This window comes from Dyella psychrodurans, from assembly GCF_003363265.1.
Classification (GTDB): Bacteria; Pseudomonadota; Gammaproteobacteria; order Xanthomonadales; family Rhodanobacteraceae; genus Dyella_B; species Dyella_B psychrodurans.
The window spans coordinates 476,859-501,750 of the sequence record NZ_QRBF01000002.1 but is presented as its reverse complement, the minus strand read 5'-3'; the positions used below and the strand labels follow the sequence as shown (position 1 = coordinate 501,750).

Sequence of the window (24,892 nt, the reverse complement as noted above, 5' to 3'; positions counted from 1 at the left end):
TGTGCCCGGCTCTGAGGAGCGAGGAAGGCATGCGGACAGACAGGACTGGCCCCAACGTGCTGAATTTAAGTGATGGGGTGATGTCCAGAAGGCCCGCAAGCTGCGCCGCGCGGCTTGGCAAGACGGCCAGTCTTCCCGGCGCCGCGCAACACACCCTGCGAGCCTTCTGGACATCATGCCGCCTGCGAAGAGTGGATCAGAACATCCCTTGATATGCTCGGCTGTGCCCCGATTTGGTTGGGGATCATCCTAGGGAGCCCCTTTGTGAACGCCACCGTCACCTCGCACATTTTCGATGTAGATCAGAACAACTTCGAAGCAGAGGTGCTGCAGGCGTCGCTCAAGACCCCGGTCTTGGTGGATTTCTGGGCGACCTGGTGTGGCCCCTGCAAATCGCTGGGACCCTTGCTGGAAAAACTGGCCACCGAGTACAACGGCGCCTTCCGCCTGGGCAAGGTGGACGTGGACAAGAACCAGGAGCTGGCGGGCGTTTTCGGCATCCGCAGCATTCCCACCGTGATGCTGGTGAAAGACGGCCAGATTCTGGATGGCTTCGCAGGCGCCTTGCCCGAGGGTCAGCTGCGCGAGTTTCTTTCACGCCACCTGCAACCCGTGGACGGCGATGTGGAGGAAGTGTTCGAGGAAGCTGCGCCGGAAACGCCCGAACAGGCCATCAATCGCCTTCAGCAGGCGATCGCCGCCGAACCGGATCGTCCCGAACTCAAGCTCGACCTGGCGATTGCGTTGGCGCAGGCCGGCCGCGCTTCGGCGGCGGAAGCCGAGCTCAATGCACTGCCCGCCAATCTGGCGACGGATGCGCGTGCGGTGCGCTTGCGCAATCAGCTAGATCTCTCCCGCTCGCTCGAAGGTGCGCCTGCGCTGGAAACGCTGCAACACCGCGTGCAGGCGAATCCAAAGGATTGGGAAGCCCACGATCTTCTCGGCGTTCGGCTGCTGCTCGGCAACGACCCGGCTGCCGGCCTTGAGCATTGGCTGTTGATGCTGGAGAAGGCGCGCGACTGGAACGATGGCCAGGCCAAGAAGCGCCTGCTGGCCGCCTTCAATACGCTCGAGGACGCCGAACTCGTTGGCCGTTATCGCAGGCGAATGGCGTCGCTGTTGTTCTAAACGTCACAAACCCCCATCGCACGTCGGAAGCATTGTCCATACGCATGAGTATGGTAGGCTGCGCGCATCCCTCCCCAGGATTTGTCGATGCGCGCGTCCACCTTTCGTCGTCTGCTGAATGTCTGGCCGCCGTTTTTCTTCAACAGCATTCGCCTGCTCAGCCTGGATGACGACTACACCGAAGCACGTGTGGTGTTGCGGCTGCGTCCTTGGAATCGCAATTACGTGCGCACACAGTTCGGCGGCAACCTGTTCGCGATGGCCGATCCGTTCTGGATGCTGCTGATCCTGCACCACCTGGGCAAGGATCACTTCGTGTGGGACAAGGCGGGCACGATCGACTTCGTTGCACCCGGGCGCGCCGATGTCTACGCACACTTCAAGCTCGAACCTGACGTCATCGACGAATTACGCAATGCTGCCGCCGGCGGTGAAAAGGTACTTCGCTGGTTTGAAATCCCCCTGAAGACCGCCGCTGGCGAAGTGGTTGCGACAGTGCGCAAACAAATCTACGTGCGCCTGAAGCCGCGCGAACGTTAGCTTTCCAATGCCGGCATCGCCGCGCTGCCGGCGAGGATGCCACCGTCGATGTTGAGCTCCGTGCCAGTCATGTAGGCCGCCTCGTCCGACGCGAGCAGCAAGGCGATGGCCGCAACTTCTTCCGGCGTACCGAAACGGCGCATCGGCGTGTCATGCACACAGGCGCGCATGTTCGCTTCGCGTTCGGGTCCCCGACCCAGCATCGGTTCCCACATGGGCGTAAGGATCGCCGCGGGATGGATCGAGTTGCAGCGGATACCCAGCCCCTGCTCCGCGCAATACAAGGCCACCGTCTTGGTGTGATTGCGCACCGCCGCCTTGGACGATGCATACGCGGCAGCGGCGGGAATGCCTACGAGACCGGAGCGCGAGGAAATATTGATGATCGATCCCGAACCTTGTTCGCGCATGGCTCGGATCGCCTGCCGGCAACCCAGGAAAACACCGTCCAGATTGGTGCGATGAACCGCGTGCCAGTCCTCCAGCGTCGCGTGCTCGGGATCGTGCAGGCGCATGCCGTCTTCAAATCCGGTCACGCCCGCATTGTTGACCAAAATGTCGAGCCGGCCATGATCGAGCATGATCTGCACGATGGCGCGCTTCCAGTCGAGTTCGATGCGCACGTCCAGATGCGCATAGGAAGCGCCGGGGCCGATGGCTTTCGCCGCGGCCTGTCCCTCGGCATCGCGAATATCGCTGAGAACGACCAGTGCCCCTTCGGCGGCGAACGTGCGCGCGATGGCTTCGCCAATACCGCGCGCGGCACCGGTTACGAGCGCCACTTTGCCTTCCAGACGACCCATGCGCTTCCCCTGTTAGCGCCCAGAACGGTGCATGGTGTTCCAAGGGCCAAATCCGCTCAAGTGCGACATGTCATTTTTGCTTACGGAGTGCACATCCTGATGGCGTGAGTGCCGGTCCCCTACAATAAGTCCATCCACCTACTCCTCAAGAATCCCCATGCCGCGGTTACGCCTGAAACGTTATCTCTTCACCGGACTCCTGACCTTCATGCCGTTATGGATCACGTGGCTGGTCTTCAAATTCATCTTCGACCTGCTCGCCGGATTGGGCGCGCCGTTGGTTGCCGGACTGGTAAGCGCCTTGAATCTTTGGGAACCGCAAATAGCCGATCAGCTCAACCAAAGCTGGATGACTTACACGCTGGCCTTGCTGCTTACGCTGATCGCGCTGTACCTGATCGGTTTTCTCGCCACACGCGTCATCGGACAGCGTTTGTTGCATGCCTTTGACACCGTGCTGCAACGTATTCCGCTGGTGCAGACGATCTACGGCGGCACCAAGAAATTGATGGCCGTTTTGCAGAACAAGCCCAGCGGACTGCAGCGCGTCGTGCTGGTGGATTTCCCGCGCAAAGGCATGAAGGTGGTCGGTTTTGTCACGCGCGTGATGCAAGAGGAAGGCACTGGCCGCGACATGGCAGCGGTCTACATTCCCACAACGCCCAATCCGACCGGCGGCTACCTGGAAGTGGTACCGGTGGACGAACTCACGCCGACCGACTGGACGATGGATCAAGCCATGGCCTTCATCATTTCCGGCGGCGCCGTAGCGCCGGAAACCATTCCGGCCTCACCGGCCACATTGCAGTCCGAGGCACCAGGGGATCGTGCATGACCAAGTGTCGGGTGTTGCTGTCCATTCTCTTGGGAGTCATCGCCATGAGCACACACGCTGCAGGCCCGCACGACACCGACTGGACCACGCCCGCCGAATCCTCGCATTTCCGCACCACGCCGAGCTACGAGCAAACGCAGGCCTACCTGCAACGTTTGCAACAGGCGGCACCTGACAAGATCAAGCTGGAAACATTCGGCATCACACCGCGCGGACTGCCGATGACGGTCGTGATTGCCAGCAGCAACGGCACGTTCACGCCGGATGTGGCGCGTGCCGCGCACAAGCCCATCGTGCTGCTGCAGGCAGGCATCCACCCCGGAGAGATCGAAGGCAAGGACGCTGGCCTCATGCTTCTGCGCGACATCGCCGTCGCCGGCAAGTATCCGCATCTGCTCGATCACGTCGTGCTGGTCTACATCCCGGTCTTCAGCGTCGACGGTCACGAAAACAGTTCGCCGTACAACCGCATCAACCAGAACGGCCCCGATAGCATGGGTTTTCGCGGCCAGGCGCAATATCTCAATCTCAACCGCGACTACATCAAGGCCGACGCGCCGGAAATGCAGGCGTGGCTGAAGCTGTGGCAGACGTGGCTGCCGGATTTTCTGGTCGACGTGCACACCACCGACGGCGCCGACTACCAGTACGACCTGACCTGGTACACCGAAGATCCGCACAAGCTCGATCCGGCAGTCGCAGCATGGCAGCACAAGACCATCGTGGACGAAGCAATGCCGGCGTATGAAAAGCACGGTCATCTCGCGTCGATCTATCTGGAATTCAGGGACGGGCGCGATCCGCGCAAGGGTATCGAGAATTTCGGCTCCGGGCCGCGCTTCTCGACCGGTTACGCAGCGCTGCAAAATCGCCCGGCGCTGCTGGTCGAAACGCATATGCTCAAGTCGTATGCGGTACGCGTCTATGCGGTCTACGACTTGTTGCATGTGTTGCTCGATGACATCAACCGCGATCCCGCCGCGTTGCTTGCCGCCACGGCCAAGGCCGATGCCGACACCATCGCGCGAATGCAGGATGCCAAGGCGCAAGTGCCACTAACCTTCAGGCTCGATCCCACGCCCGCACCGTTCGAGCTGAAGGGTTACGCGTTTACGCAGACGCATAGCGACATTTCCAACGACGCCTGGATCCAGTACGACCCGACACGACCGGAAACGTATCGCATCGACAACTGGAACAATCTTCTGCCCGATCTTTCGATTGCACCGCCCGCTGCGTATGTCGTGCCCGGCGAATGGACGTCGATCATCGAAAAGCTCGATGCACATGGCATTGCCTATCGCCGTATTGGCCATCCGATGAAGGAAGTGGATGCCACGGCGTATCAGCTCGACGAACCGCAATGGTCAAGCACCCCCTTCGAAGGCCATCTGATGCTACGCAACTTCACATTGCGTGCGGTGCCTGCGGAAGTCACGCTACCGGCCGGCTCCGTGATCGTGCCGATGAACCAGCGCGCCGCCAATGTCGCGATCGAACTGCTGGAACCGCAAGCACCCGATTCCCTGCTGCGCTGGGGTTTCCTCAACGCCATTTTCGAAACCAAGGAATACGGCGAGCCACGCGTGCTGGAAAAACTGGCGCGCGAGATGATGGCGAAGGATCCGAAACTCAAAGCCGAGTTCGAGCAAAAGCTCCACGACGATCCGGCGTTCGCCGCGGATAGCCGCGCGCGCCTGGCGTTTTTCTTCGAACGTTCGCCCTGGTACAGCGTGCAAGCCGTTGGCGCCTATCCGGTGCTTCGCCTTGATGCGGCGCAATTGGCCATACTCGGCACTAAGTAATTACGCGGGCACCACCTCGAACGGTCGCATCATCTCGTTCGCCTCGTGCTCCAACTGAGAATGAAAGATACCGGTGATACATCTCGCCAGTTCGGTAGACGTCAAAGGGCTGCGATACAACGTACCGCAGCCATTTCTTTCTGGAAGTGACTGAACTAACAGGAAAAGCCAGACCTGTTTCTTGTGATAGCCCCGCGCATGTTCCGCTGTCCCGGAACGTTCATATCCGAGTGGTTCAATTCGGAGCATGCCAAAGGCTGCGCCATCAGCGCGGCCACTGGCCTGTTGTAAGGGGGAATCCGCAGAAATGGGTGCTGTACCAACCCTGTGTCGTCGTACCCACTCCAGGAGTTTTCACATGTTCAGTCTTCGTATGTTTCGCAAGGCAATCTTGCCTGCGTCGATCGCCTTGATGGGATTCACGCTCGCCTATGCCCAGGTCAATCCAAACTCGAATCAGAACTCCGATTCCTCTGCGCATTCCTCGTGGCACGGCGGCGGCCGCTCACCCCAAGATCGGCTCCCCACAGCGACACCGATCAAGCATCTCGTAGTGATCTTCGATGAAAACCGTTCGTTCGATCATTACTTCGGCACTTATCCGGTGGCGGCAAATCCTCCGGGCGAACCAGCGTTCAAAGCCAGGCCCTTCACGCCCCAGGTCGACGGCCTCTCGCCGGCGCTGTTGAACGACAACCCGAACAAGCTCAACCCCATCAACGGCGCCAACGCGGTGAATCCCTTCCGCCTTGACCGCACCCAGGCCAACACCGAGGGCCAGAACCACAGCTACACGCCAGAGCAGCTCGCGTACGACAACGGCGCCGCCGACCGTTTCCCCGCCTACACGGGTAATAACACGGTGACCACCACCGGCGCGTTCGGCACGCATGGCCTTGTGATGGGTTACTTCGACGGCAACACCGTCACCGCGATGTGGAATTATGCGCAGCACTTCGCCATGGACGACAACGCCTATACCGACACCTACGGTCCTTCGACACCGGGCGCGATTGCCGTGGTATCGGGCACCAACAACGGCGCCAAGGTGGTACTTGGCTCGGCCTCGACCATCCCTGACACCCAGGGCGGCCTGACCTTGATCGGCGATACCGATCCGGCCTATGACTCGTGCTCCTCGACCAGCAACACGGTGTCGATGACGTCGAAAAACATCGGCGACCTGCTCAATGCCCACCGCATTACCTGGGGCGGTTTCATGGGCGGATTCGACCTGACGGCCGTGAACGAAAACGGTACCACTGGTTGCAAGCGCAGTACCTTCTCGAGCGTATTGAATGCCGCCTCGACCGACTACACGCCGCACCACAACTGGTTCCAGTATTACGCGACCACCTCGAACCCGGCGCATACACGCCCGACCTCGGTGGAAGAGATCGGCTATACCGATGACAAGGACAGCTCGTCCACGCCGGTGCATCACGAGTACGACGTGCAAGATTTCATCAAGGCCGTCAAGTCCGGCAATTTCCCGTCGGTGAGCTACATCAAGCCGGCCGCCGTGCATGACGCGCATCCGGGCAACTCCGATCCGCTTGACGAGCAGGAGTTCGTGGTGAAACTCATCAACTTCCTGCAGAAGCAGCCCGATTGGGACAGCACTGCCGTCATCATCACCTATGACGACTCGGACGGCTGGTACGACCATCGCTACGCTTCGCCCACCACGTCATCCTTCGATGCGACCACCCAGGAAGGTTCGGTCACCGGTGCCGACCAGCTCAACGGTGCGGGCATCTGCAATGCGACGGGCGCCAAACAGGGCGTGGGTGTGAATGGTGGAACCGTCAACGGCCGCTGCGGCCCCGGTACGCGCGTGCCGTTCCTGGTGATCTCGCCTTATGCGCGCGTCAATTATGTGGATGGCACGCAAATCACGCAGGCTTCGGTGGTGCGCTTCATCGAGGACAATTGGCTACATGGCGAACGCATCGGCCAAGGCTCGAGCGATGCCACCGCTGGCAGCATCATGAACATGTTCGATTTCAACCGTCGCCGCTTCGACCTGGCGCCGCCGTTGTTCCTTGATCCGAACCAGGGTACGCCGATCATCGACAAGCGTGACCCCTGGCATTCCTGATCGTCAGGCTCGGTGCCGGATCATGGCCTGATCCCGGCCCAGCACATGGCGAATGAGGCCTATCCCTGCTCCGCGACATGTCGCGGAGCAGGGATGTTTTCCAAGGCCGCATTGCATTCCATCACGCTATTGCCTCGGACATGCCTTTGACTTCGGACTCCCGCATATCGCGCACGCAAGTACAGCGTAAGCCGTTTCATTTATTCAAAGCCCTGCTTGGCGTGGCTTGTGCGTGCAGCTGCCTCACCAGCTACGCGTTTCTCAACCAAGCGACGCAGCCGCAAACTGATGCTGCCGATAACAGCGAAATCAATCCGCATCCGGTCCATCTGAAACTGCCCCAGGGCAACCCGCTGAGCGCGGTTGCGCAACTCGGCAAGTCGTTGTTCTTCGATCCGATGCTGTCAGTCTCCGGACGGCAATCGTGCTCCTCTTGCCATAGCCCCGCATATGGCTACAACCCGCCCAATGCACTTACCGTGCAAAAGGGTGGAAAGGATCTGCACCAGACCGGGTATCGGCCGCCGCTCTCGCTTGCGTATTTGTATCGGCAACCGCCTTTCAGCATTGGGCCGGATGCAGCCGATAACGACGTGGCACCCGACCTCAACGCAATCGCTTCATCCGTGCGCGGCACTTCGCGCGCAACCAAGCAAGCCGGCGTGGCGCCTGCCGCGCCCGCCATGGTGGCGCAAGGCGGCTTGTTCTGGGACGGCCGCGCCGATTCGCTGCAGCGGCAGGCCTATTTGCCTCTGCTCAATCCCGTGGAAATGGCGAACAGCAGCATCGATGAAGTAGCACACAAACTGGCGAACAGCCGCTATCGCCAATCGTTCACCCTGTTGTTCGGACCTGGCATTGTCAACGATCCCGAGCAACTGGTTTCCGAGGCCATGTTCGCCATCGGCCGCTTTCAGATCGAAGATCCGTCGTTTCATCCGTTCACCAGCAAGTACGACGCATGGTTGCAAGGACAGGCGCGACTGACACCGGCGGAACTGCGCGGGCTGCGCGTTTTCAACGACCCGAAGAAAGGCAATTGTGCCGGCTGCCACCTCAGCCAGCCGAGTCGTGATGGCCTGCCTCCACTGTTCACCGACACTCAATACGAAGCATTGGGTGTACCTCGCAACACGACGCTGGTGCTCAACCGGGATTCGCATTACTACGATCTCGGCATCTGCGGCCCGTTCCGAAAAGACCTCGCGCGTCAAACGCAATACTGTGGCATGTTCCTCACGCCCACTTTGCGCAACGTGGACAAGCGCGCTGTGTTCTTTCACAACGGCGTTTATCACTCCCTGACGCAGGTACTCGATTTCTACAATTTGCGCAGCGTCGCGCCGGCGACGATCTACCCGCACGACGCCAGCGGCAAGCTGGAGCTCTATAACGACATACCTGCCGCCTATCAAGGCAACGTGGACACCACTGACGCGCCCTTCGACCGCCATGTTGGCGATTCGCCGCCGCTCACTGCCCGGGACATCCAGGACATCATTTCCTTCCTCCATACACTGGACGACAACTACCTGCCCAAGGGGGCAAAAACCAAGCACGGCGACACACGCCAGCGAATAGGCAGGATGCGACGAAGGCCTCCTCTGGCATTTCCGTATTCGCGCACAGCCGCCGTTCTCGTCCCCCTACGCGACCCCTGACCTTTGACACTGTAGTGTCCATGACCTTTGACCTAGCTTGAGCGGTCATGGCCGGGAAACGGGGAGATTCCACAGGAACGGCCAGCACGACCGTCAACGCCTGCGGGCGATTCGTTGAAACCTTCGAGGGATATCCATGACCTACAAACACTTGAAGCCCCTGGTGCTCGCTGCGAGCGTCACTCTGGCTCTGGCCGCCTGCGGCAAGCAGGAACAGGCTCAGGCTCCGGCGCCCGCACCGGCCCCGGCGGCCACCGCACCGGCCGCCGCTTCCACCACCGCCAGCACCGCCAAGCCGACCAGCGTGTTCGATGTGAGCGAACTGGACAGCGGCGTCAACGCCTGCCAGGACTTCAACGGTTTCGTCAACGCCAAGTGGGTCGCCGCCAACCCGATTCCGAACGACCGCACCCGCTGGGGCGCTTTCGACCAACTGGCCGAGAAGAGCCTCAGCACCCAGCACGACATTGTCGACGACGCCGCCAAGAATGCCGCGCAGGCCAAGCCGGGTTCGATCGAGCAGAAGATCGGTTACCTGTACCAGGCAGGCATGGATCAGGACACGCGCGACAAGGCCGGTTTCGATCCCATCAAGGCGAAGCTGGACAAGATCGCAGCGCTGAAGAACAACGCCGATGTGGTGTCCTTCATCGACGACAGTTTCGCCCAGGGCGACCAGCAGGTGTTCAATTTCGGCTCCGGCGCCGACTTCAAGGACGCCAAGATCCAGATCGGTTTCGCCAACCAATCCGGCCTGGGTCTGCCCACGCCCGACTACTACACCAATCCGAAGCAGGCCGATATTCGCGATGCGTACAAGGCCTACGTCGCCAAGTCGCTGACGCTGGCCGGCGTCTCCGATGCGGATGCGAAGAAACAGGCCGACGAAGTACTGGCTTTCGAAACCCTGCTCGCCAAGTCCTCGCTCTCCCCGACCGAGCTGCGCGACCTGGACAACGAATACCACTTCGTGAGCGTGACCCAGGCCGACAAGGTCACGCCGCACTTCAACTGGGAGAAATTCTTCAGCGCCCAGGGCCTGACCATCGACAAGGGCTTCTCGCTGTCGCAACCGAAGTTCTTCGCCGAATTCGACAAGCTGCTGGCCTCGGCGCCGGTCTCGCAGTGGCAGGCTTACCTGCGCTTCCACGCGATCGACGATGCCGCGCCGTACCTCAGCACCGCCTTCCAGGACAACCGTTTCGACTTCTACGGCAAGACCCTCGCCGGCCAGCCGGAACAGAAGCCGCAGTGGAAGCGCGTGCTCGGCTCGGTCAACTCGTCGATGGGCGAAGCGCTCGGCCAGCTGTATGTCGCCAAGGAATTCACGCCCGAAGCCAAGCAGCGTGCGGAGGAACTGGTCACCAACGTGCGCGCCGCGCTGAAGGATCGCATCGAACATCTGGACTGGATGAGCGACGCCACCAAGCAGAAAGCCATCGACAAATGGAACAAGTTCCTGCCCAAGATCGGCTACCCGGATCACTGGCGCAGCTGGGATGGCCTGGACATCAAGCAGGGCGACTTCTACGGCGACGTCATGGCCGCCGCCAAGTTCAACTATGACTGGGATATCGGCCACATCGGCAAGCCGACCGACCGCACCGAGTGGGGCATGACGCCGCAGACGGTCAACGCCTACTACGACCCGAGCACCAACACCATCAACTTCCCGGCCGCGATCCTGCAGCCGCCGTTCTTCTATGCCAACGGCGACGATGCGATCAACTACGGCGGTATCGGTGCGGTGATCGGTCACGAATCCAGCCATGGCTTCGACGACCAGGGTGCGCAGTTCGACGGCGACGGCAACAAGGCCGACTGGTGGACGGCACAGGACAAGGCGCAGTTCAAGGAGCGCACCGGCAAGCTGGTCGACCAGTTCAACGGTTACGCGCCGCTCAAGGACAAGCCTGACGTGCACGTCAATGGTCAGCTGACCCTGGGCGAAAACATCGCCGACCTGGGCGGCTTGAATGTGGCTTATGAAGCCCTGCAGGATGCGCTGAAGAAGAACTCGACCGAGGCGCAGCAGAAGATCGACGGTTACACCCAGGATCAGCGCTACTTCCTCAGCTGGGCACGCGTGTGGCGCAACAATACGCGCGAGAAGCAGGCGTTGCTGTATCTCAACATCGATCCGCATGCTCCGGCTTCGCTGCGCGCCATCGGTGCACCGTCGAACATGGCGGCCTTCGCCGATGCCTTCCAGTGCAAGCCGACCGACCCGATGGTTCGCTCCGGCGACAAGCAGGTGAAGATCTGGTAATTCGCCCGATCGCCCGCGGGCTGTTCGCCGCGGTTCGACAGTCAAAAGCCCCGCATGCGAATGCGGGGCTTTTTTTGCGCCTCAAGCCGGCCAGGGAGGCAACGCGCCACCGCTTCACAACTTCGTAACAGCATGTGATAATAACAACGATTCGCATTTGCACGAACACCGATGGGGCAGCAAGCGGGATTGGGACGGGTCGCGGAGGGCAAGCCCAGCGACTCGCTCAAGCGAGCCAACCACTTTGTTCGGAGTCCCTCCAACTCATTGATATCCCGCCATGCCCTCTAACTTCCGTGCTTCGCCCCTGCAAACAGCCCTGCTCCTGGCCCTCACCCTCCCCGCGGTGAGCCACGCGCAAACCTCCAGATCCACCGCCAGCGACAGCTCCAACCCGCAGCCATCCACCAACAAACCCAAGACGCTCAGCTCGGTCCATGTCACCGGCAGCGTGGTAGGCAACGATTACGACTCGGACATGTCTACCGTCGGCGCGAAGGCACCCACCTCGCTGCGCGATATTCCACAAACCGTGGTGGTGGTGAATCGCGACCTGCTCGACGCGCAAGGTGCGACCTCGTTGCAGGACGCATTGCGCAATGTCCCAGGCATCACCATCGGTGGCGCCGAAGGCGGCCAGATCGGCAACAACATCAACCTGCGCGGTTTCACGGCGCGCACGGACATCTATCTGGATGGCTTCCGCGATCCGGGCCAGTACTACCGCGACACCTTCGATCTCTCCGCGATCGAAGTACTCAAAGGCCCCTCTTCCATGCTGTTCGGCCGCGGCTCCACCGGCGGCGTGATCAATCAGGTCTCCAAGGAACCGGAACTGAAAGCGTTTGGCGAAGTGACCGCCACCGTCGGCACCAGCGATCGCTACCGCACCACCGCCGACATCAATCAGCCGCTATCGGATACATCGGCCGCGCGTTTGAACGTGTATGGCCAGGACATGCACACCACGCGCGACGTGCAGAAGAACCAGGACGAAGGCATCGCTCCGTCTTTGCGCTTCGGTATCGGCACGCCCACGCAGATCACCTTGTCCGCGTTGATTCAACGCAACCACGACATGCCCGACTACGGGCTACCACCGATCAACGGCCGCCCGGCCAACGTGAACTACAAGAATTGGTACGGCCTCACCGACGACCGCACCAATCAGGACGTCAACGAATTCAGTGGCCGCCTTGAGCACACGTTCTCGGACAACGTAAGCCTGCGCACGCAATTGGACTACAGCGACTACACCACCCATGCACGCGAAACCGCGGCCAACAGCGTGGTAACGGCCGCCGGCGTAACGCTCAACAAAACATTGGGCAACCCGACCAACCTGCCGGCGCAGGATCTGTACGTGCAGCTGGCCAGTCATGATCGCGTTATCCACGACAAGATTCTGGACAGCCAGACCGACCTGACCACCCAATTCGACACGGGCAGCCTGCATCACACGTTGATCACCGGCGTGGAACTGGCGAGGGAAACCTACAACAACCAGGGTTACACGCGTAATGGACTGCCGCTGCTCTCGCTGCTGGATCCGGCGCAGGAATCCACGCCATCCAATGTCACCACGACGGTTGGCAACTACGCGCAATCGGTCGGCAAGACCGCAGCGGTGTATGCCAACGACACGATCAAACTCAGCGATCAATGGATGGTTGTCGCAGGCGTGCGCCGCGACGAATTCGATGCGCACATCAGCAATACGATTTCGCTTCCTGCCTATGCGCAGCAAACCGTGTACTTCACCAGCGTACGCGGCGGTGTGATCTACCAGCCCAGCGAAAAGCAGTCCTATTACGTGTCCTACGGCACGTCATTCGATCCGTCGCTGGAGCAGCTCACGCTCACCAACGGTACGCAGGATCTGGCACCGGAGAAAAACCGCTCCTACGAGATCGGCGGCAAATGGAATTTGCTCGAAGACATGCTGTCGATCAACGCAGCGCTGTACAACCTCGAGCAAACCAACGCACGCACACAAACCTCATCCGGCGAATACGCGCTGGACGGCAACATCCGCGTGCGCGGCGCGGAGCTGGGTGCGGCCGGACATATCACCAAGAACTGGCAGATCTTCTCCGGCTACAGCTACATGGACGGAAGGATCGTCAAGGCATTGGACGGCACGCAAGGCAACATTCCGGCCAACACGCCACGCAATACGGTGACCACGTGGTCCACCTACACCTTCGCGCAGAACTGGGAAGCAGGCGGCGGCCCCACCTACATGTCGCAACGCTACGCAGCGAATGCCGACACCGTGAGCGTAGGCGGTTACACCCGCTGGGATGCCACGTTGGCGTACCATCAGCCGCACTACGATGTGCGACTCAACGTGATCAACCTCACCGACAAGCGCTATTTCGATGCGCTGATCCAGTCGGACGGCGGACGTTCGGTGCCAGGCATCGGTCGCACGGAAATGCTGACGTTCACCTATAAATTCTGACGGAGTACAGCGCAATGCTGGTGCACGTGCCCGCCCTGCTCAACCACGAACAAGTCGCGCATTTTCGTCGTCAGCTCGACGCCGAGAATGCGCCATGGGTGGACGGGCGCGTCACCGCCGGGCATCAGGGCATCCACGTCAAGCAGAACCAGCAGATCGCCGAGGGCTCCGCCCTTGCACGGGAGCTGGGCGACATCGTGCTCGCCGCATTGGAACGGCATCCGCTGTTCATCAGCGCAGCACTGCCCCATCGCGTCTACCCTCCGATGTTCAACCGCTACCAGGGCGGCATGCATTTCGGCAGTCACGTCGATGGCTCGGTGCGGCTGTTACCGGGCACCGGCGACAAAATCCGCACCGATCTCTCCGCCACCCTCTTCCTCGCGCCGCCGGAAAGTTACGACGGCGGCGAACTGTTGATTGAAGATACTTACGGCACGCAGACCGTGAAGCTCGCCGCCGGCGACATGATTCTTTATCCGGCCAGCAGCCTGCACCGCGTTAATGCGGTAACGCGCGGCACACGACTGGCGTGCTTCTTCTGGGTGCAAAGCATGGTGCGCGACGATGGACAACGCACGCTGCTGTTCGATATCGATAGCGCCCTGCAAACATTGACGTCGACCGGCGCCGACGAATCGGCGCGCGTGCGACTTACCGGTTGCTACCACAACCTGCTGAGGATGTGGTCGGACGTTTAAGGCGGCGAGCGTCTCCGCTTACCAGCATTGCGCCAGCGTGCCGGTCCCCGAAATGTTGCGCTGGCCCTGCTGATTGATCGTAAGCGTTCCGCACAGCGTGTCCTTTGTCTGCAACGTACCAATAGGCGTAGCTTCCGCTGTGTAGCCCGTGGCACTCGGTGCAGGAACGGTGTATTGGTAGTTGTTGCCAGTCTGGCTCGTCGCCGCGCAATCGAGAGCAGGGGTCGAAAAGGGTATTGCAGCGGTCGACCCCGATGCGGGCTGCTGGTTATAGCCGAGATTGGTCGTGTAATAGCGCTCCATGTAGTTGGAGTACTCCGACAGGCAGCCCTCCGCCGCACTGCGATTCGCCTTGATGACGTGCTGCGTATATGACGGATACGCAATCGCCGCCAGAACGGCGATGATCGCCACGACAACCATCAGCTCGATCAAGCTGAAGCCCGCTTGCGCGCCGACGCGGCGCGCAAGCTCATGCCGATGCAACGGACGTAGTGTCATATCGCGCAGTTCCCCGCTGCCGCTACATGGATTCATGGCTTCGCACCTCATTGATTCACCACTTCTTGCCAGGATACACGCGTCGTGCCGCCGGTAGAGCCCGAGGTCATCAGGCTGGATGTACTGCCGTTATCGAAGCTCATCAGCATGTCGCCACCGACGAAGATCGGATTGTTGGGCAACGAGCTGAAGCCCACGCCCGCCGCGGCCACGGTGCTGCCGTTCGGCAGCGTTACCGTCCCCGAGCCTCCGTTGGCGAAGAAAAAGCCTCCGGTCGGATTGGTACCCGTGAACGGATTGACCGCCATCACCCAGCCGTCGCCTGAAGGATTGCAGTTGTCGGATTCGATCGGTATGCGCGTGGTGCCGAGCAGCAAGTTGCCCTGGAACTGGTTGGGGGTCACCATGCGTTCGCCCTGCGCGTTGTAACTGGTCACGCCGCCGCTGACGACAGGCTGCTCCAGGTTCATGTACCAGCCAAGCTTGCCGGTCATGTCAGTGACCGACGGCTGTGCGGTGACTACACGCACGCCCAGCGTCGGCGGCGTGGCGCTCGGATTGCCGTCCTGTTCGTAGATGATCGCACGCTGCACCAGTTGGCTCTGCGTTGTCCCGGTATTGAGACTGCCGTTGCTCGTTTCTGCGATGAGGCCATACCAGCTCTGCACCTGCGTATTGCTCAGGTCGGGGGTAGCCGCCAGGTATCGCCCGGTTCCGAAGAAGAGCCATACGTTGCCAGTGGCAGGATCCTGGCCCGCTAGCATGCCTGCGGTAATGGGTTGCGCCGTGCCACTGGGGTCCGCGGTGGTAAAGAGCAACGAGCCCGCCGTGCTCAAATCGGCCGCGCCGGTTTTCGCAACATTCAGCGGGAACGACCATACACGGCCCAGCAGATCTCCCGCAAAGGCCTTCGTGCTGATGCCGTCGCTCGGAGTGTCCATCCAGGCCACCGGAGCGGCGAGGCCGTTGCTCGCGGACGAATCCGTGCCGTGGACGCTGAGCGTGCCATTGTCAAGTTCGAGCTCCAGCAGCGCACCCGTGCCGTTGGCGCTGTTATAACCGTTGCCGATCAACACCTGCCAATCGGGCCCGGTACCGTTGTCCGCCACTTTGGCGATCACCGGCTTGCCCACCATCTGGCCGATGTACGTGCTGTTGGTCTGGCCGTCGCTGGCGGACCGCTCCCATAGCGGCGTGATGCTGCCGGGATTGGTCACATCCAACGCATACACGACCTCGGCCGGCCCCCGGCCGGAGGTGCCGACCAGGATGGTATGCCAGGACGAATTGTTGATCTGGGGAAGACTCGGCAGATACGCATCGGCGATGGTCAACTCGCCATCGTTATAGAACTCGTGCGGAACACCGACCGAGCCATAGCTGGTATTGCTGAGGTTGGCGACGGGACTATTGAGGGTCGAGACGCCCCCCGTGCCCGTGATCACGGCGCCGGGCAAATAAGCGAACACTTCCGCGCCCGTGCTGGAGTTGAATGCGTGCAACATGCCGTCGTTGGCGGCAACGAAGACCAAGGGCGTACGCGTGGATGCCGCACTGGCAACCGGATTGCCATTGGCGTCGTCCGTACCTACCGCAAAGCTCTGGAAGGAATCGGTGCTCGGCGCGACGGCGTTGATGCCCGTGAACGTCTGGTTCTCGAATTCGTTGGGGTTGGGGGCGCCGGAATACACCGGCTGCGAGTCCACGATATCGCCCAGCGGTGTGTCGCGATTGCGGTAACTGCCGTTGTTCTTCTGTTCCAGCGTGTTATCGCCGCGCAAGTAGTTCACCATCGTCATTTGCGCGGAAGCGGAGGAGCCCAGCGCCGTCAATTCGGCACTGGACAAAGACGGTGGCGCGGTACCGCTATTGACGAACTTCACGAATTGCGAACCCGTCGCCGCGCTGGGGTTGAACGTCCAGATATTGCGGTTGGGATACGTGAAGACCGTACCGGTGACCGTGGCGCTCGATGTCAACGCAGAAGCGGCCGACCAGCTAGCCGTGGTACTGATCACGCCCGTGCTGGAATTGATCGAGAAGGCCTTCAGGTCGCCCTTCCACTTGGCCGAGAAGTAGTTGGCCTGGTACGCCACCGTGCCATTGTTGAGCTGGGTGGAGTTGGCTGCCAGGCTGGCACCCGTACCCACACGCGAGGCAGCGCGCTTGAGCGAGTCGGTAATGCCGCTGACGAATGCCTGCGGGCTGGTGGCCGAGAAGAACCCGCCGTGACCGTTCACCGCGGCATGGGCAAGATCGGCGATGTTGTACAGCGAGTTGGCGGACGGTGCCGGCCAGCCGAAGCCACTGATCGCCGAACCACCGCCGGTCGCCCAGTTGAAGATCTGCGAAATCGTGGTGCCCGAGGGCGTGATGCCAACCGGCGTGAAGCCCAGACCCATGGTGAACGTGGTCATGTGCTGCCAGAACGCCGGATCGGCCGAGCTGGTCGGTACCTCGTTGGCGGTATTGGGGCGCAGGTCCGTTTCCCAGTATGTCATCGCCACGTCGGCGAGCGTGTCGCTGTTGTTGTCCGAGTAGGGCGCTACCGGACTATAGGTATAGCTCTGATTGTTGGGTCCGTTAATGGTCGTGCCTGCGGTGCCGTCCGCATTGCCCGCATTGGTGAAACTGCTGTTGTCTTCATTCCAGAAACCATCGGTGGTGAGGATGGTGTAGGCCTGCCGACAGGCAAGTTCGGTGCTAGGCGAGGACGTATAGTTCGGATCTCCCGACATGGTCGACCACGGCTGCGAGGTTTCGTAGTACACCCCCATCGCGTTCAGCGCCTCGCGCAACGGTGTGCCGCCGCTCGGTGACAAGGCCGAAACCCAATTCCAGAAAGCCGTCTGTTGGCCCGAGTTGAAAGGCTGCACGTTGGCGACGGTGTTGGTCGTGGAGCCACCCTGGCCGCAGTTGTAATTGTCCGTGTACTGGTAGGTCGACGAGGAGGACGCCGGCATGTTTCCGGCGTCGCCGTTGCATCCGCCGTCGATCGAGCCGAACCCGACGCGTGGCGTCGCGCTGGGGAACAGCGTGCTGACCTGGGAAAATGCGTTCATCAGGCCGCTCTTGGCCATCTGAATACGCGTGTGGTAGTAGGCAAACCAGTTCGCGATGTTCTGTCCCACGGCGATGCCCGAGGGCGCGGCCGTACCGCTCGTGTCGGTGGACACGACGCAGTTGGTCTGCGAGCCGCAGCCCTGCATGGCCGATGCCACGTAGTACGTGGTGTAGGGGCCTGCGGCCGCTCCGGTCGAATACTGGAAGTAGTAATCCGTGCCAACGCTAAAGGTGCAGGTTCCACCGCTACCGGAGGTGTTGGCGGAATAATCACTGTTCGACCAGCCAGTGGTGCTACCCGTCTGAGCGTTGTACGTCGCTTTACACGCGCTGCTTGACGCCGACGCCGCGCTGTAGGTCCATGACTTGCTGGCAGAAACGCTGGTCGAATAGCTGAGGGTCTTGGTTTGGTTATTGTTTTCACCCGTCAAATCACGGCTCGAAAAGTTGGTGAGGTTCGCCGTGCCATTCACCGTGCCGAAACCGTCTATCGGTACGTTGGTGAAGTCGGTGTAAGTGGCATACGAACCACCGCTGGCCGTAGGTGGCGCCGTGTAGGTCACCTTCGGGTTGTAGTAGACGCCATTGTTGCTGGCGTCGATGACGGCGGCGTTGGTGATGCTGCTGATGCTGTCGACGCCGTTGCCGTTATTGGGGTTGGTGCCGTTGTTCGTGCCTGAGCACGTCACGCCGTACAGGTAGCATGCATCCGGCATGTAATCCCATGCCATCGAACCCGAATCGTCGATCATCAGCATGATGCTCGGCGGAATGGTCGGCTGCAGGGTCAGCGGCTGCTGATCCACGGAAACGAGCGTCGGAGTCGGAGTCGGAGTCGGAGTCGGTGTGGGTGTCGGCGTTGGCTTCGCGGCTGACGCCGGCGGCAAATAAGCCAGGCCCAGCACCCCCACGCACAACGCCGTGCCGAGCAATCCGAAGGATGCCCGTCCGGAACGACCGGCCGGCGGCGGTGGAGTCGGTGTCGGTGTCGGAGTCGGAGTCGGCGTCAGTTGCGATGTCGTGTTCATGTCGTTCCACTCTGAATGTGTCGGCACGAATCGCCTCTGGCGCTGCGTGCAGGTTGTGCGTCGCCGATCAGCCTTGCTTGATGACTACCTGTACGGTCACTACGGCACGGTCGCCCACTGTGGCCGGGTTGCCGCTGCGCGCGGTGATGCGGTAATACACACTCGTGCCCGAGCCGCCCTGCACGCCGTAATTGCGCGAGTTGGCGGTATTGCCGAAGCCGGTGCTGGTGGCCTGGTCCACCCAGTTGCCCATGTTCTCCACCACGTACTGGGGTTGGCTGAAGGCCACCGAGCTGGCGGTGTAGTCGCCGGCTGCAGTGCCCTTGGGCACGGAGTGGATAGCACTCGACGGCAGCGTCGAATCGTTGAAGGGGTTGGGCAGGCACGTGATGCCGCCGGCCTGGCAGTTGTGCCAAATGAGCGTTGGCGTGGTGGGAATCAGCGCGGTTGCCGCACGGACCGCCGCCTCGGCGCTTTGGAACGCCACCTGGCGATCGTAGAGGTTGGACGCCATCTTCTGCTGCACGATGGTGCCACGCATCGCGGCCAGCCCTACCAGGGAGATCAGGATCAGCAGGATCAACGCCACCACGAGCGCCACGCCACGCTGCGCGCGCGGCGAGCGGGAACGGATGGACGAAGAGAAAGTCATTGGCGCTTTCATGTCATTGCACTCGGGTACGCACCGTGGTGGTGGAGGTAAAGGACCTCTGGAGCGGCGCCGAACTAGTGGCGCCGACGCGCTGACTGGTGCTCAACAGGGTGAGCGTGACCTGCGCGGCATCGACGACAGCCCAGTTGGTCACGTTGGATGCCGTGGAGAAAGTGGCGCCAGGGGGCTGCAAATACGCGATCTGCATGTTGGTGACGTTGCGCACCATTTCCTGGGGTGTCGCCGTTACGCCACCGGCGCCGGAGGTCGCGTCAAGTCGATATAGCGATTGGCCATTCAGCGGATTGGTGCCGATGTACCAGACCTCCGCAGTGAGCACGGCAACCCGTGAATTGGGCGGAAACAGATAGGCGTTGCCGGTTGCAGGGCCGGTGCAGATCGTCGGATAACCCAATCCCTTCGAACAGTTTCCCGGGGTAGCGTTGTTGCCGGAATCGTGGACCACGTTGGTGGCGCCGTTGTAATTGGTGATCTGCAGGATCGTGGCATGATCGAAGTCGCAGATCATGATCAGTTCACCTGTCGTCAACTGAGTGGTGGCGGCGTTGATCTCGAAGCTGGCACTGTCCTTCGAAGGCACCTGTGAAATGGTGACATCGGAATTGGCGGTGCTGAGCACATGCACCGAACTTGTCTTTGCCACCGGCGCACCATTGCCGGTGATGCCGGCCAGCGCCGGGTCGGTCGTGGCATCGTCGTAACCAACCAGCGCATCGTTCCAATCGGCATACCACGGGTCCGGTGGATTGACGACGTTGGCAACGCGCCCGCTACTAGTGTCGCAACCGGTGTTGCCGGCATCGCGGATATCCCGCGCGAGCAATTCGAATGCGGTGCGCGACCCCTGCTCCACGTCACTCAGTGCCTCGTTGGTGCGATAGGTCTGCTGACCGGCGAGGAACACGCTCGTGACACCGCCGATCACGACCAGGCCCAGCAGCATCGCCACCATCAGCTCGATCAGTGTGAAACCGTTCGGACGCCCAGCGGAACGCGCCATGCGGTTCTGTCGTTGCTTGCGAATCATGGGACGCTCGCTCATAGCATGGCCTGGGTGACAACTTGCTGCGCGTTGTTGCCGCTGTCGCCGCCGTGGCTGTCATCGAACTGGATGGTGACCGTGCAATACGCAGAGTTCGTGCCGGCCGCTGCTGCGCACGCAACGGTACCTGTGGTGCTGGCGGTGCTGCCGAGCGGCGCAAGCTCGTACGTACACCACTCGTGGAGTTGGGAAGTAGCCAACGTGGTGCCCTTCGCCGGACACGCATTCGCGGTGACGGTGCCGTTATAGGAACCGTTCACGGCATTGGCGATGTCGGCACGCATCGAATCGAGGATCGAGTAGCTGGCCACCGTGGCCATGCTCCGCTCCATCGCACTGTTGTTGGTGGCCAATGCGCGCGCCTGCAACGCGGCGATGGCCAGAAAGCCGATGGAGAGCACCAGTACGGCGACTAGTACTTCGATAAGGCCGACTCCGGCTTCGTATCGACGGCCGCGGCAAACGGACGGACGTTGCGTCTGACCAGTCATCATGGGCAAGCCCCACTGGTAACTTGGGTAGTAATAATCGAACCAGTCGCCATAAAGATCTGGATGTGGTTGTTGGTGCTGAGCGAGGCGGTGCAGATGTCCGCCAGCGGACCACCGGCGGTGGTGCTGTCATAAGGCGTGGTCATTGCACTGGGCGAATACCCCAGTCCATTGCCCTGGAAGCGGATGGCGGTGATGTCGCCGTGCAGTTGCACGGGCGTTGCCAGGTCCGGTGCTCCGGTCAGCACTGGCGTGGCACTGGTGGTGGTGGTCAGCACATACACGGCACCGCTGGCCGTGCCGCAAGCGTTGCCGAGCGCGTCGGTAGTGCCGGTAGTGTTGTTGGAAGCGAGGTCGCTGCAGAACTGGGTGTCGGCATTTCGCTTGATCGCTTCCATGCGTGCGGCGTTCAATGCGCCAACCAATTCGTTGGCTGCCGTGGTGAGCCGGTTCGAGTTGATCATGTTGTTGAAGCTGGGTATGGCGACCACCATCAGGATCGTGGCCACAGCCAACGTGATCATCAGCTCGACAACCGTAAACCCGTCGTCAGGCCTCGACGGCCCGCGTCGTAACGAGATTCGCATGAAATTCCCCCCACTTTGGGGGAAGTCTACTCTCGCCCCGACTCCATGCCAGTCCACTCCCTCAATAAAACAAGCCATTTCCGATAAATGGTAAGTTTTTTCTGACAAGCGGCTAAGCAGTGTGAAAGGGATCACACCTGAAGCGTGTCGTGCGACGTGTGGTCAATAGACTGCACCGAGGACATATCGTGCTCATGGAACACATCGGCAGCTAACGATGCGGGCAGCCAGTTTGCGGATCATCACTCCGGTGAAACCAGGTGACTCGGTCACCACGGTTTCTTCCGCTATGCGGGAAGCGGATAATCGACCCTCTTCTATCAAAGTGACTGCCAGAGAAGTGATGTTCATTCCCGGTCAACGCTGGATCTCCACCGCCGAGCCTGAGCTCGGCCTGGGCACTGTTCTGCGCGTCGAAGGACGCGGAGTCCAGGTTCTTTTCGCAAAATCCGGCGTATTGCGCCCTTATGCCGCCGATTCCGCCCCGCTCGTCCGCGCCGAATTCCGCGCAGGGCAGCGCGTGGCCGGCAAAGGCGTCGCCTTTCTGGTGGAGCGGATCGAGGAGCGCGAAGGCCTGCTGGTCTATCGCGGCGAAGGCCGCGAGCTGCATGAGGGACAACTGGACGATGAGCAGAGCGTGAGCCAAGCCGATGACCGGCTGGTCGGCGGCCGCACCGATCCTGTCCATTACTTTGAATTGCGCCTGGAAGGCCTGAAGCGGCGCGCCGATGCACGCCGCTCGCCGACCTGGGGCCTCGGCGCTTCGCGCATAGGCCTGGTGCCGCATCAGCTGCGCGTGGCGGGTATCGCCGCGTCGCGTCATCCGCCACGCGTGCTGCTGGCCGATGAAGTGGGCCTGGGCAAGACGATCGAGGCAGGCATGATCATTGCGCGCCAGATCGCCACAGGCCGCGCATCGCGCGTCCTGGTGCTGCTGCCCGATACGCTGGTTTACCAGTGGTTCGTCGAACTGTTGCGCCGTTTCAACCTGAGCTTTGCCATTTACGACGAGGAACGTTGCGAAGCGGTGGAGCAATCCGACAGCGGGCATAACCCGTTCGACGACGAACAGCTGGTGATCGCCGATTTCAGCTTCCTGGAACAGAACCCAAAACGCGCTTCGCAGTTGCTTGACGCACGCTGGGACCTGTTGGTGGTGGACGAAGCCCACCATCTTGCATGGACGCCGGAAACCGCCAGCCCTCGCTACACCCTGGTCGAACAGCTCGCCGCAGCCACGCCCGGCGTCATACTGCTCACCGCAACGCCGGAACAATTGGGACGCAGCGGGCATTTCGCGCGCCTGCGCCTGCTCGATCCGCAGCGCTATCACCACCTGGATACATATCTCGCTGAATCCGAGCGTTTCCAGTCGCTTTCACGTATCGCCGACAAACTGCTGGAACGCACGCCGCTGGACGCCGACGAGCTGCAGGCACTGCACAAGGCGTTCGAGGGCGATGCCTCGCTGCAGTCCTGTCTGGCCGACACGACCAAGCCCGAGCACAGCCGTGAATTGCTGGCCGCCTTGATCGATCGCCATGGCACGGGCCGTTCGATGTTCCGCAATCGTCGCGCCGGCATCGGCGGTTTTCCGAAACGCCTTCCCGAATGGGATCTCGTCGGCACAGAAGGCCTGGATGACAACACGCGCCAGGCGCTGCTTGCCGAATTCCACGCCGACATCCAGCAGCCGGCACCCGCGCTGGAATGGGATTACGCCAACGATCCGCGCATCGACGGGCTCGTTGCATTGCTGGAACGCCATCCACAGGACAAATTCCTGCTGATCTGTCGTAGCCAGGCCAAAGTGCTGGCGCTTGAGGAAGCGCTGCGTACGCGCACCGGCGCAGGTATCGCCCGCTTCCATGAAGGCCTGGGGATCGTGCAGCGCGACCGCAATGCCGCCTACTTCGCGCAAGCCGACGGCGCGCGCCTGCTTATCTGTTCGGAGATCGGTTCGGAAGGACGCAATTTCCAGTTCGCGCATCGTCTGGTGCTGTGGGATCTGCCGCTCGATCCCGACCTGTTGGAACAACGCATCGGCCGTCTGGACCGTATCGGTCAGAAGCACGACATCAACATTCACATCGTCGCGGCGGCAGACAGCGCACAGCACGCGCTGGCCCGCTGGTACGACGAAGGCGTGGATGCATTCCGCACCAGTCCCGCTGACGGACGCGAACTGCTGCGTCGCTTTGGCGATACCTTGGCACGGCTCGCAACCGAGCACGCACGCGGCGACGATCAGCGCGACCAGGAACTGGACGTATTGCTCGCCGAAACACGCGCCAGCCATGAACAGATGGCCGAGCTGATCCGCGCAGGCCGCGATCACCTGCTTGAATTGGCCGCAAGCCGCGATCTGCACGCCGAGGAGCTGGCACAAGCATTTCGTCGCGAAGACGACGATCCGTCGCGCGATGCGTTCCTGCAGCGTCTGCTCGAATCGTACGGCATTCACGCCGAGGAGCTCGGCGGCAAGGTCGTGCTGCTCGATCCACAATACCTGTCCACGGATGCCTTGCCGGGATTCAGCGAAGGCCCGCTATCGGTCACCTTCTCCCGCGATGTCGCACTCGCCCGCGAGGATCTCCCGCTGCTGCGGCTCGATCATCCGATGACCCTCGGCGCACTCGATCTGGCGCTTTCCAGCGAACGCGGCAACGCAGCCTTCATGGTCGACGACGTGTTGCCTGCACGCAACGCGCTGCTACAAGCGGTGTACGTGCTGGAGTGCGTGGCCGAACGCCATCTCGATGCCGAGCGCTTCCTGCCGACGCAGCCGATCGTGGTCACGATCGACACCAAGCTGACGGAGCGTGCCAACTTCCAACCGAGTGACCTGGCATTACGCAGGGCCGGCGAGCGGAATATCGAAGTACCGCGCTATCGCAAATTCCTCGCCAAGCTTGTGCCGCCGATGCTGGAGAAGGCCGAGGCAGCGGCCGCCTTGCAGGCGCAGGCCGGCATTGCAGCGGCGATTAGCGAGGCAACGGAAACTCTGGACGCCGAACTGGCGCGTCTTCACGCGCTGCACGCAGTCAATCCATCGATCAGCGATGCGGAAATCGCCAGCGTCGAGCAGGAACGCTCCACCCTGCTAAGCACCCTGCCCCAGGCACGCCTGCGACTGGATGCCGTACGCTTCGTGGTGAGTCCGGATTTCCTGGCGCTGCGCTGACAGCGCCGCCGAACAC

General features: G+C 61.4%; 17 protein-coding genes. 10 read left to right on the top strand and 7 right to left on the bottom strand.

Annotated features, from left to right (window positions below; all coding sequences use genetic code 11):
* Window positions 1-264 precede the first annotated feature (264 nt).
* Complete coding sequence (trxA, locus tag DWU99_RS08410) at window positions 265-1,128, top strand: thioredoxin (protein WP_233510984.1); 864 nt, start codon at window positions 265-267, stop codon at window positions 1,126-1,128.
* Between the two features lie 87 nt (window positions 1,129-1,215).
* Window positions 1,216-1,668, top strand: coding sequence for a DUF4442 domain-containing protein (locus tag DWU99_RS08405; protein WP_115477554.1), 453 nt, complete (start codon window positions 1,216-1,218; stop codon window positions 1,666-1,668).
* Here the strand turns inward: DWU99_RS08405 and DWU99_RS08400 are convergent.
* On the bottom strand, window positions 1,665-2,471 hold the full coding sequence (locus DWU99_RS08400; RefSeq protein WP_115477553.1) for a glucose 1-dehydrogenase: 807 nt from the start codon (window positions 2,469-2,471) through the stop codon (window positions 1,665-1,667). The two genes, DWU99_RS08405 and DWU99_RS08400, sit on opposite strands and share 4 nt — an antisense overlap.
* Window positions 2,472-2,628: 157 nt before the next feature.
* Between DWU99_RS08400 and DWU99_RS08395 the strand changes: the two genes are divergently transcribed.
* The 7 genes from DWU99_RS08395 (at window position 2,629) to DWU99_RS08365 (ending at window position 14,307) form a co-directional block, all read left to right on the top strand.
* Complete coding sequence (locus tag DWU99_RS08395; protein WP_115477552.1) at window positions 2,629-3,306, top strand: DUF502 domain-containing protein; 678 nt, start codon at window positions 2,629-2,631, stop codon at window positions 3,304-3,306.
* A 44-nt stretch (window positions 3,307-3,350) separates the two neighbouring features.
* Window positions 3,351-5,111: a M14 family metallopeptidase gene (locus DWU99_RS08390; protein ID WP_233510983.1), complete on the top strand. Its 1,761-nt coding sequence runs from the start codon at window positions 3,351-3,353 to the stop codon at window positions 5,109-5,111.
* 358 nt (window positions 5,112-5,469) lie between these two features.
* Window positions 5,470-7,212: a phospholipase C gene (locus tag DWU99_RS08385; RefSeq protein WP_115477550.1), complete on the top strand. Its 1,743-nt coding sequence runs from the start codon at window positions 5,470-5,472 to the stop codon at window positions 7,210-7,212.
* Between the two features lie 146 nt (window positions 7,213-7,358).
* Window positions 7,359-8,873: a cytochrome-c peroxidase gene (locus tag DWU99_RS08380; protein ID WP_233510980.1), complete on the top strand. Its 1,515-nt coding sequence runs from the start codon at window positions 7,359-7,361 to the stop codon at window positions 8,871-8,873.
* Window positions 8,874-9,009: 136 nt separating this feature from the next.
* Entirely contained in the window at window positions 9,010-11,142 is a 2,133-nt protein-coding gene (locus DWU99_RS08375; protein ID WP_115477548.1) for a M13 family metallopeptidase, read from the top strand.
* A 280-nt stretch (window positions 11,143-11,422) separates the two neighbouring features.
* Complete coding sequence (locus tag DWU99_RS08370; protein WP_115477547.1) at window positions 11,423-13,606, top strand: TonB-dependent receptor; 2,184 nt, start codon at window positions 11,423-11,425, stop codon at window positions 13,604-13,606.
* 14 nt (window positions 13,607-13,620) lie between these two features.
* Window positions 13,621-14,307, top strand: coding sequence for a Fe2+-dependent dioxygenase (locus tag DWU99_RS08365; RefSeq protein WP_115477546.1), 687 nt, complete (start codon window positions 13,621-13,623; stop codon window positions 14,305-14,307).
* Window positions 14,308-14,325: 18 nt separating this feature from the next.
* On the opposite strand, the gene DWU99_RS08360 is transcribed toward DWU99_RS08365, so the two are convergent.
* The 6 genes from DWU99_RS08360 to DWU99_RS08335 all read right to left on the bottom strand — a co-directional run bounded on the left by DWU99_RS08360 (window position 14,326) and on the right by DWU99_RS08335 (window position 21,692).
* The gene (locus DWU99_RS08360) at window positions 14,326-14,844 is read right to left on the bottom strand and encodes a type IV pilin protein (RefSeq protein WP_325048466.1); all 519 of its coding nucleotides are present in this window, start codon (window positions 14,842-14,844) and stop codon (window positions 14,326-14,328) included.
* 11 nt (window positions 14,845-14,855) lie between these two features.
* The gene (locus DWU99_RS08355) at window positions 14,856-18,899 is read right to left on the bottom strand and encodes a pilus assembly protein (RefSeq protein ID WP_115477544.1); all 4,044 of its coding nucleotides are present in this window, start codon (window positions 18,897-18,899) and stop codon (window positions 14,856-14,858) included.
* A 67-nt stretch (window positions 18,900-18,966) separates the two neighbouring features.
* Window positions 18,967-19,551 carry a pilus assembly PilX family protein gene (locus DWU99_RS08350; protein ID WP_233510978.1) on the bottom strand — a complete coding sequence of 195 codons (585 nt, stop codon included), beginning with the start codon at window positions 19,549-19,551 and terminating at the stop codon, window positions 18,967-18,969.
* Between the two features lie 13 nt (window positions 19,552-19,564).
* Window positions 19,565-20,599: a prepilin-type N-terminal cleavage/methylation domain-containing protein gene (locus DWU99_RS08345; protein ID WP_233510976.1), complete on the bottom strand. Its 1,035-nt coding sequence runs from the start codon at window positions 20,597-20,599 to the stop codon at window positions 19,565-19,567.
* A gap of 11 nt (window positions 20,600-20,610) precedes the next feature.
* A complete protein-coding gene (pilV, locus tag DWU99_RS08340) occupies window positions 20,611-21,108 on the bottom strand; it encodes a type IV pilus modification protein PilV (RefSeq protein ID WP_233510974.1) in 498 nt (165 codons plus the stop codon).
* Window positions 21,105-21,692: a GspH/FimT family pseudopilin gene (locus DWU99_RS08335; protein ID WP_267897511.1), complete on the bottom strand. Its 588-nt coding sequence runs from the start codon at window positions 21,690-21,692 to the stop codon at window positions 21,105-21,107. The genes pilV and DWU99_RS08335 overlap by 4 nt, the downstream gene beginning before the upstream one ends.
* Window positions 21,693-22,035: 343 nt before the next feature.
* Here DWU99_RS08335 and rapA point away from each other — a divergent pair, with 343 nt between their 5' ends.
* Window positions 22,036-24,876 (top strand): RNA polymerase-associated protein RapA, encoded by a 2,841-nt coding sequence (rapA, locus tag DWU99_RS08330; RefSeq protein WP_115477541.1) that lies wholly within the window; start codon window positions 22,036-22,038, stop codon window positions 24,874-24,876.
* Window positions 24,877-24,892: the final 16 nt, after the last annotated feature.

Bases quoted from the DNA above. Each gene is read 5' to 3' on its own strand.
- DWU99_RS08405 (WP_115477554.1), top strand. From the start codon at position 1,216: ATGCGCGCGTCCACCTTTCGTCGTCTGCTGAATGTCTGGCCGCCGTTT.
- DWU99_RS08400 (WP_115477553.1), bottom strand. From the start codon at position 2,471: ATGGGTCGTCTGGAAGGCAAAGTGGCGCTCGTAACCGGTGCCGCGCGC.
- DWU99_RS08395 (WP_115477552.1), top strand. From the start codon at position 2,629: ATGCCGCGGTTACGCCTGAAACGTTATCTCTTCACCGGACTCCTGACC.
- DWU99_RS08390 (WP_233510983.1), top strand. From the start codon at position 3,351: ATGAGCACACACGCTGCAGGCCCGCACGACACCGACTGGACCACGCCC.
- DWU99_RS08385 (WP_115477550.1), top strand. From the start codon at position 5,470: ATGTTCAGTCTTCGTATGTTTCGCAAGGCAATCTTGCCTGCGTCGATC.
- DWU99_RS08375 (WP_115477548.1), top strand. From the start codon at position 9,010: ATGACCTACAAACACTTGAAGCCCCTGGTGCTCGCTGCGAGCGTCACT.
- DWU99_RS08370 (WP_115477547.1), top strand. From the start codon at position 11,423: ATGCCCTCTAACTTCCGTGCTTCGCCCCTGCAAACAGCCCTGCTCCTG.
- DWU99_RS08365 (WP_115477546.1), top strand. From the start codon at position 13,621: ATGCTGGTGCACGTGCCCGCCCTGCTCAACCACGAACAAGTCGCGCAT.
- DWU99_RS08360 (WP_325048466.1), bottom strand. From the start codon at position 14,844: ATGAATCCATGTAGCGGCAGCGGGGAACTGCGCGATATGACACTACGT.
- DWU99_RS08355 (WP_115477544.1), bottom strand. From the start codon at position 18,899: ATGAACACGACATCGCAACTGACGCCGACTCCGACTCCGACACCGACA.
- DWU99_RS08350 (WP_233510978.1), bottom strand. From the start codon at position 19,551: ATGACTTTCTCTTCGTCCATCCGTTCCCGCTCGCCGCGCGCGCAGCGT.
- DWU99_RS08345 (WP_233510976.1), bottom strand. From the start codon at position 20,599: ATGATTCGCAAGCAACGACAGAACCGCATGGCGCGTTCCGCTGGGCGT.
- pilV (WP_233510974.1), bottom strand. From the start codon at position 21,108: ATGATGACTGGTCAGACGCAACGTCCGTCCGTTTGCCGCGGCCGTCGA.
- DWU99_RS08335 (WP_267897511.1), bottom strand. From the start codon at position 21,692: ATGCGAATCTCGTTACGACGCGGGCCGTCGAGGCCTGACGACGGGTTT.
- rapA (WP_115477541.1), top strand. From the start codon at position 22,036: ATGTTCATTCCCGGTCAACGCTGGATCTCCACCGCCGAGCCTGAGCTC.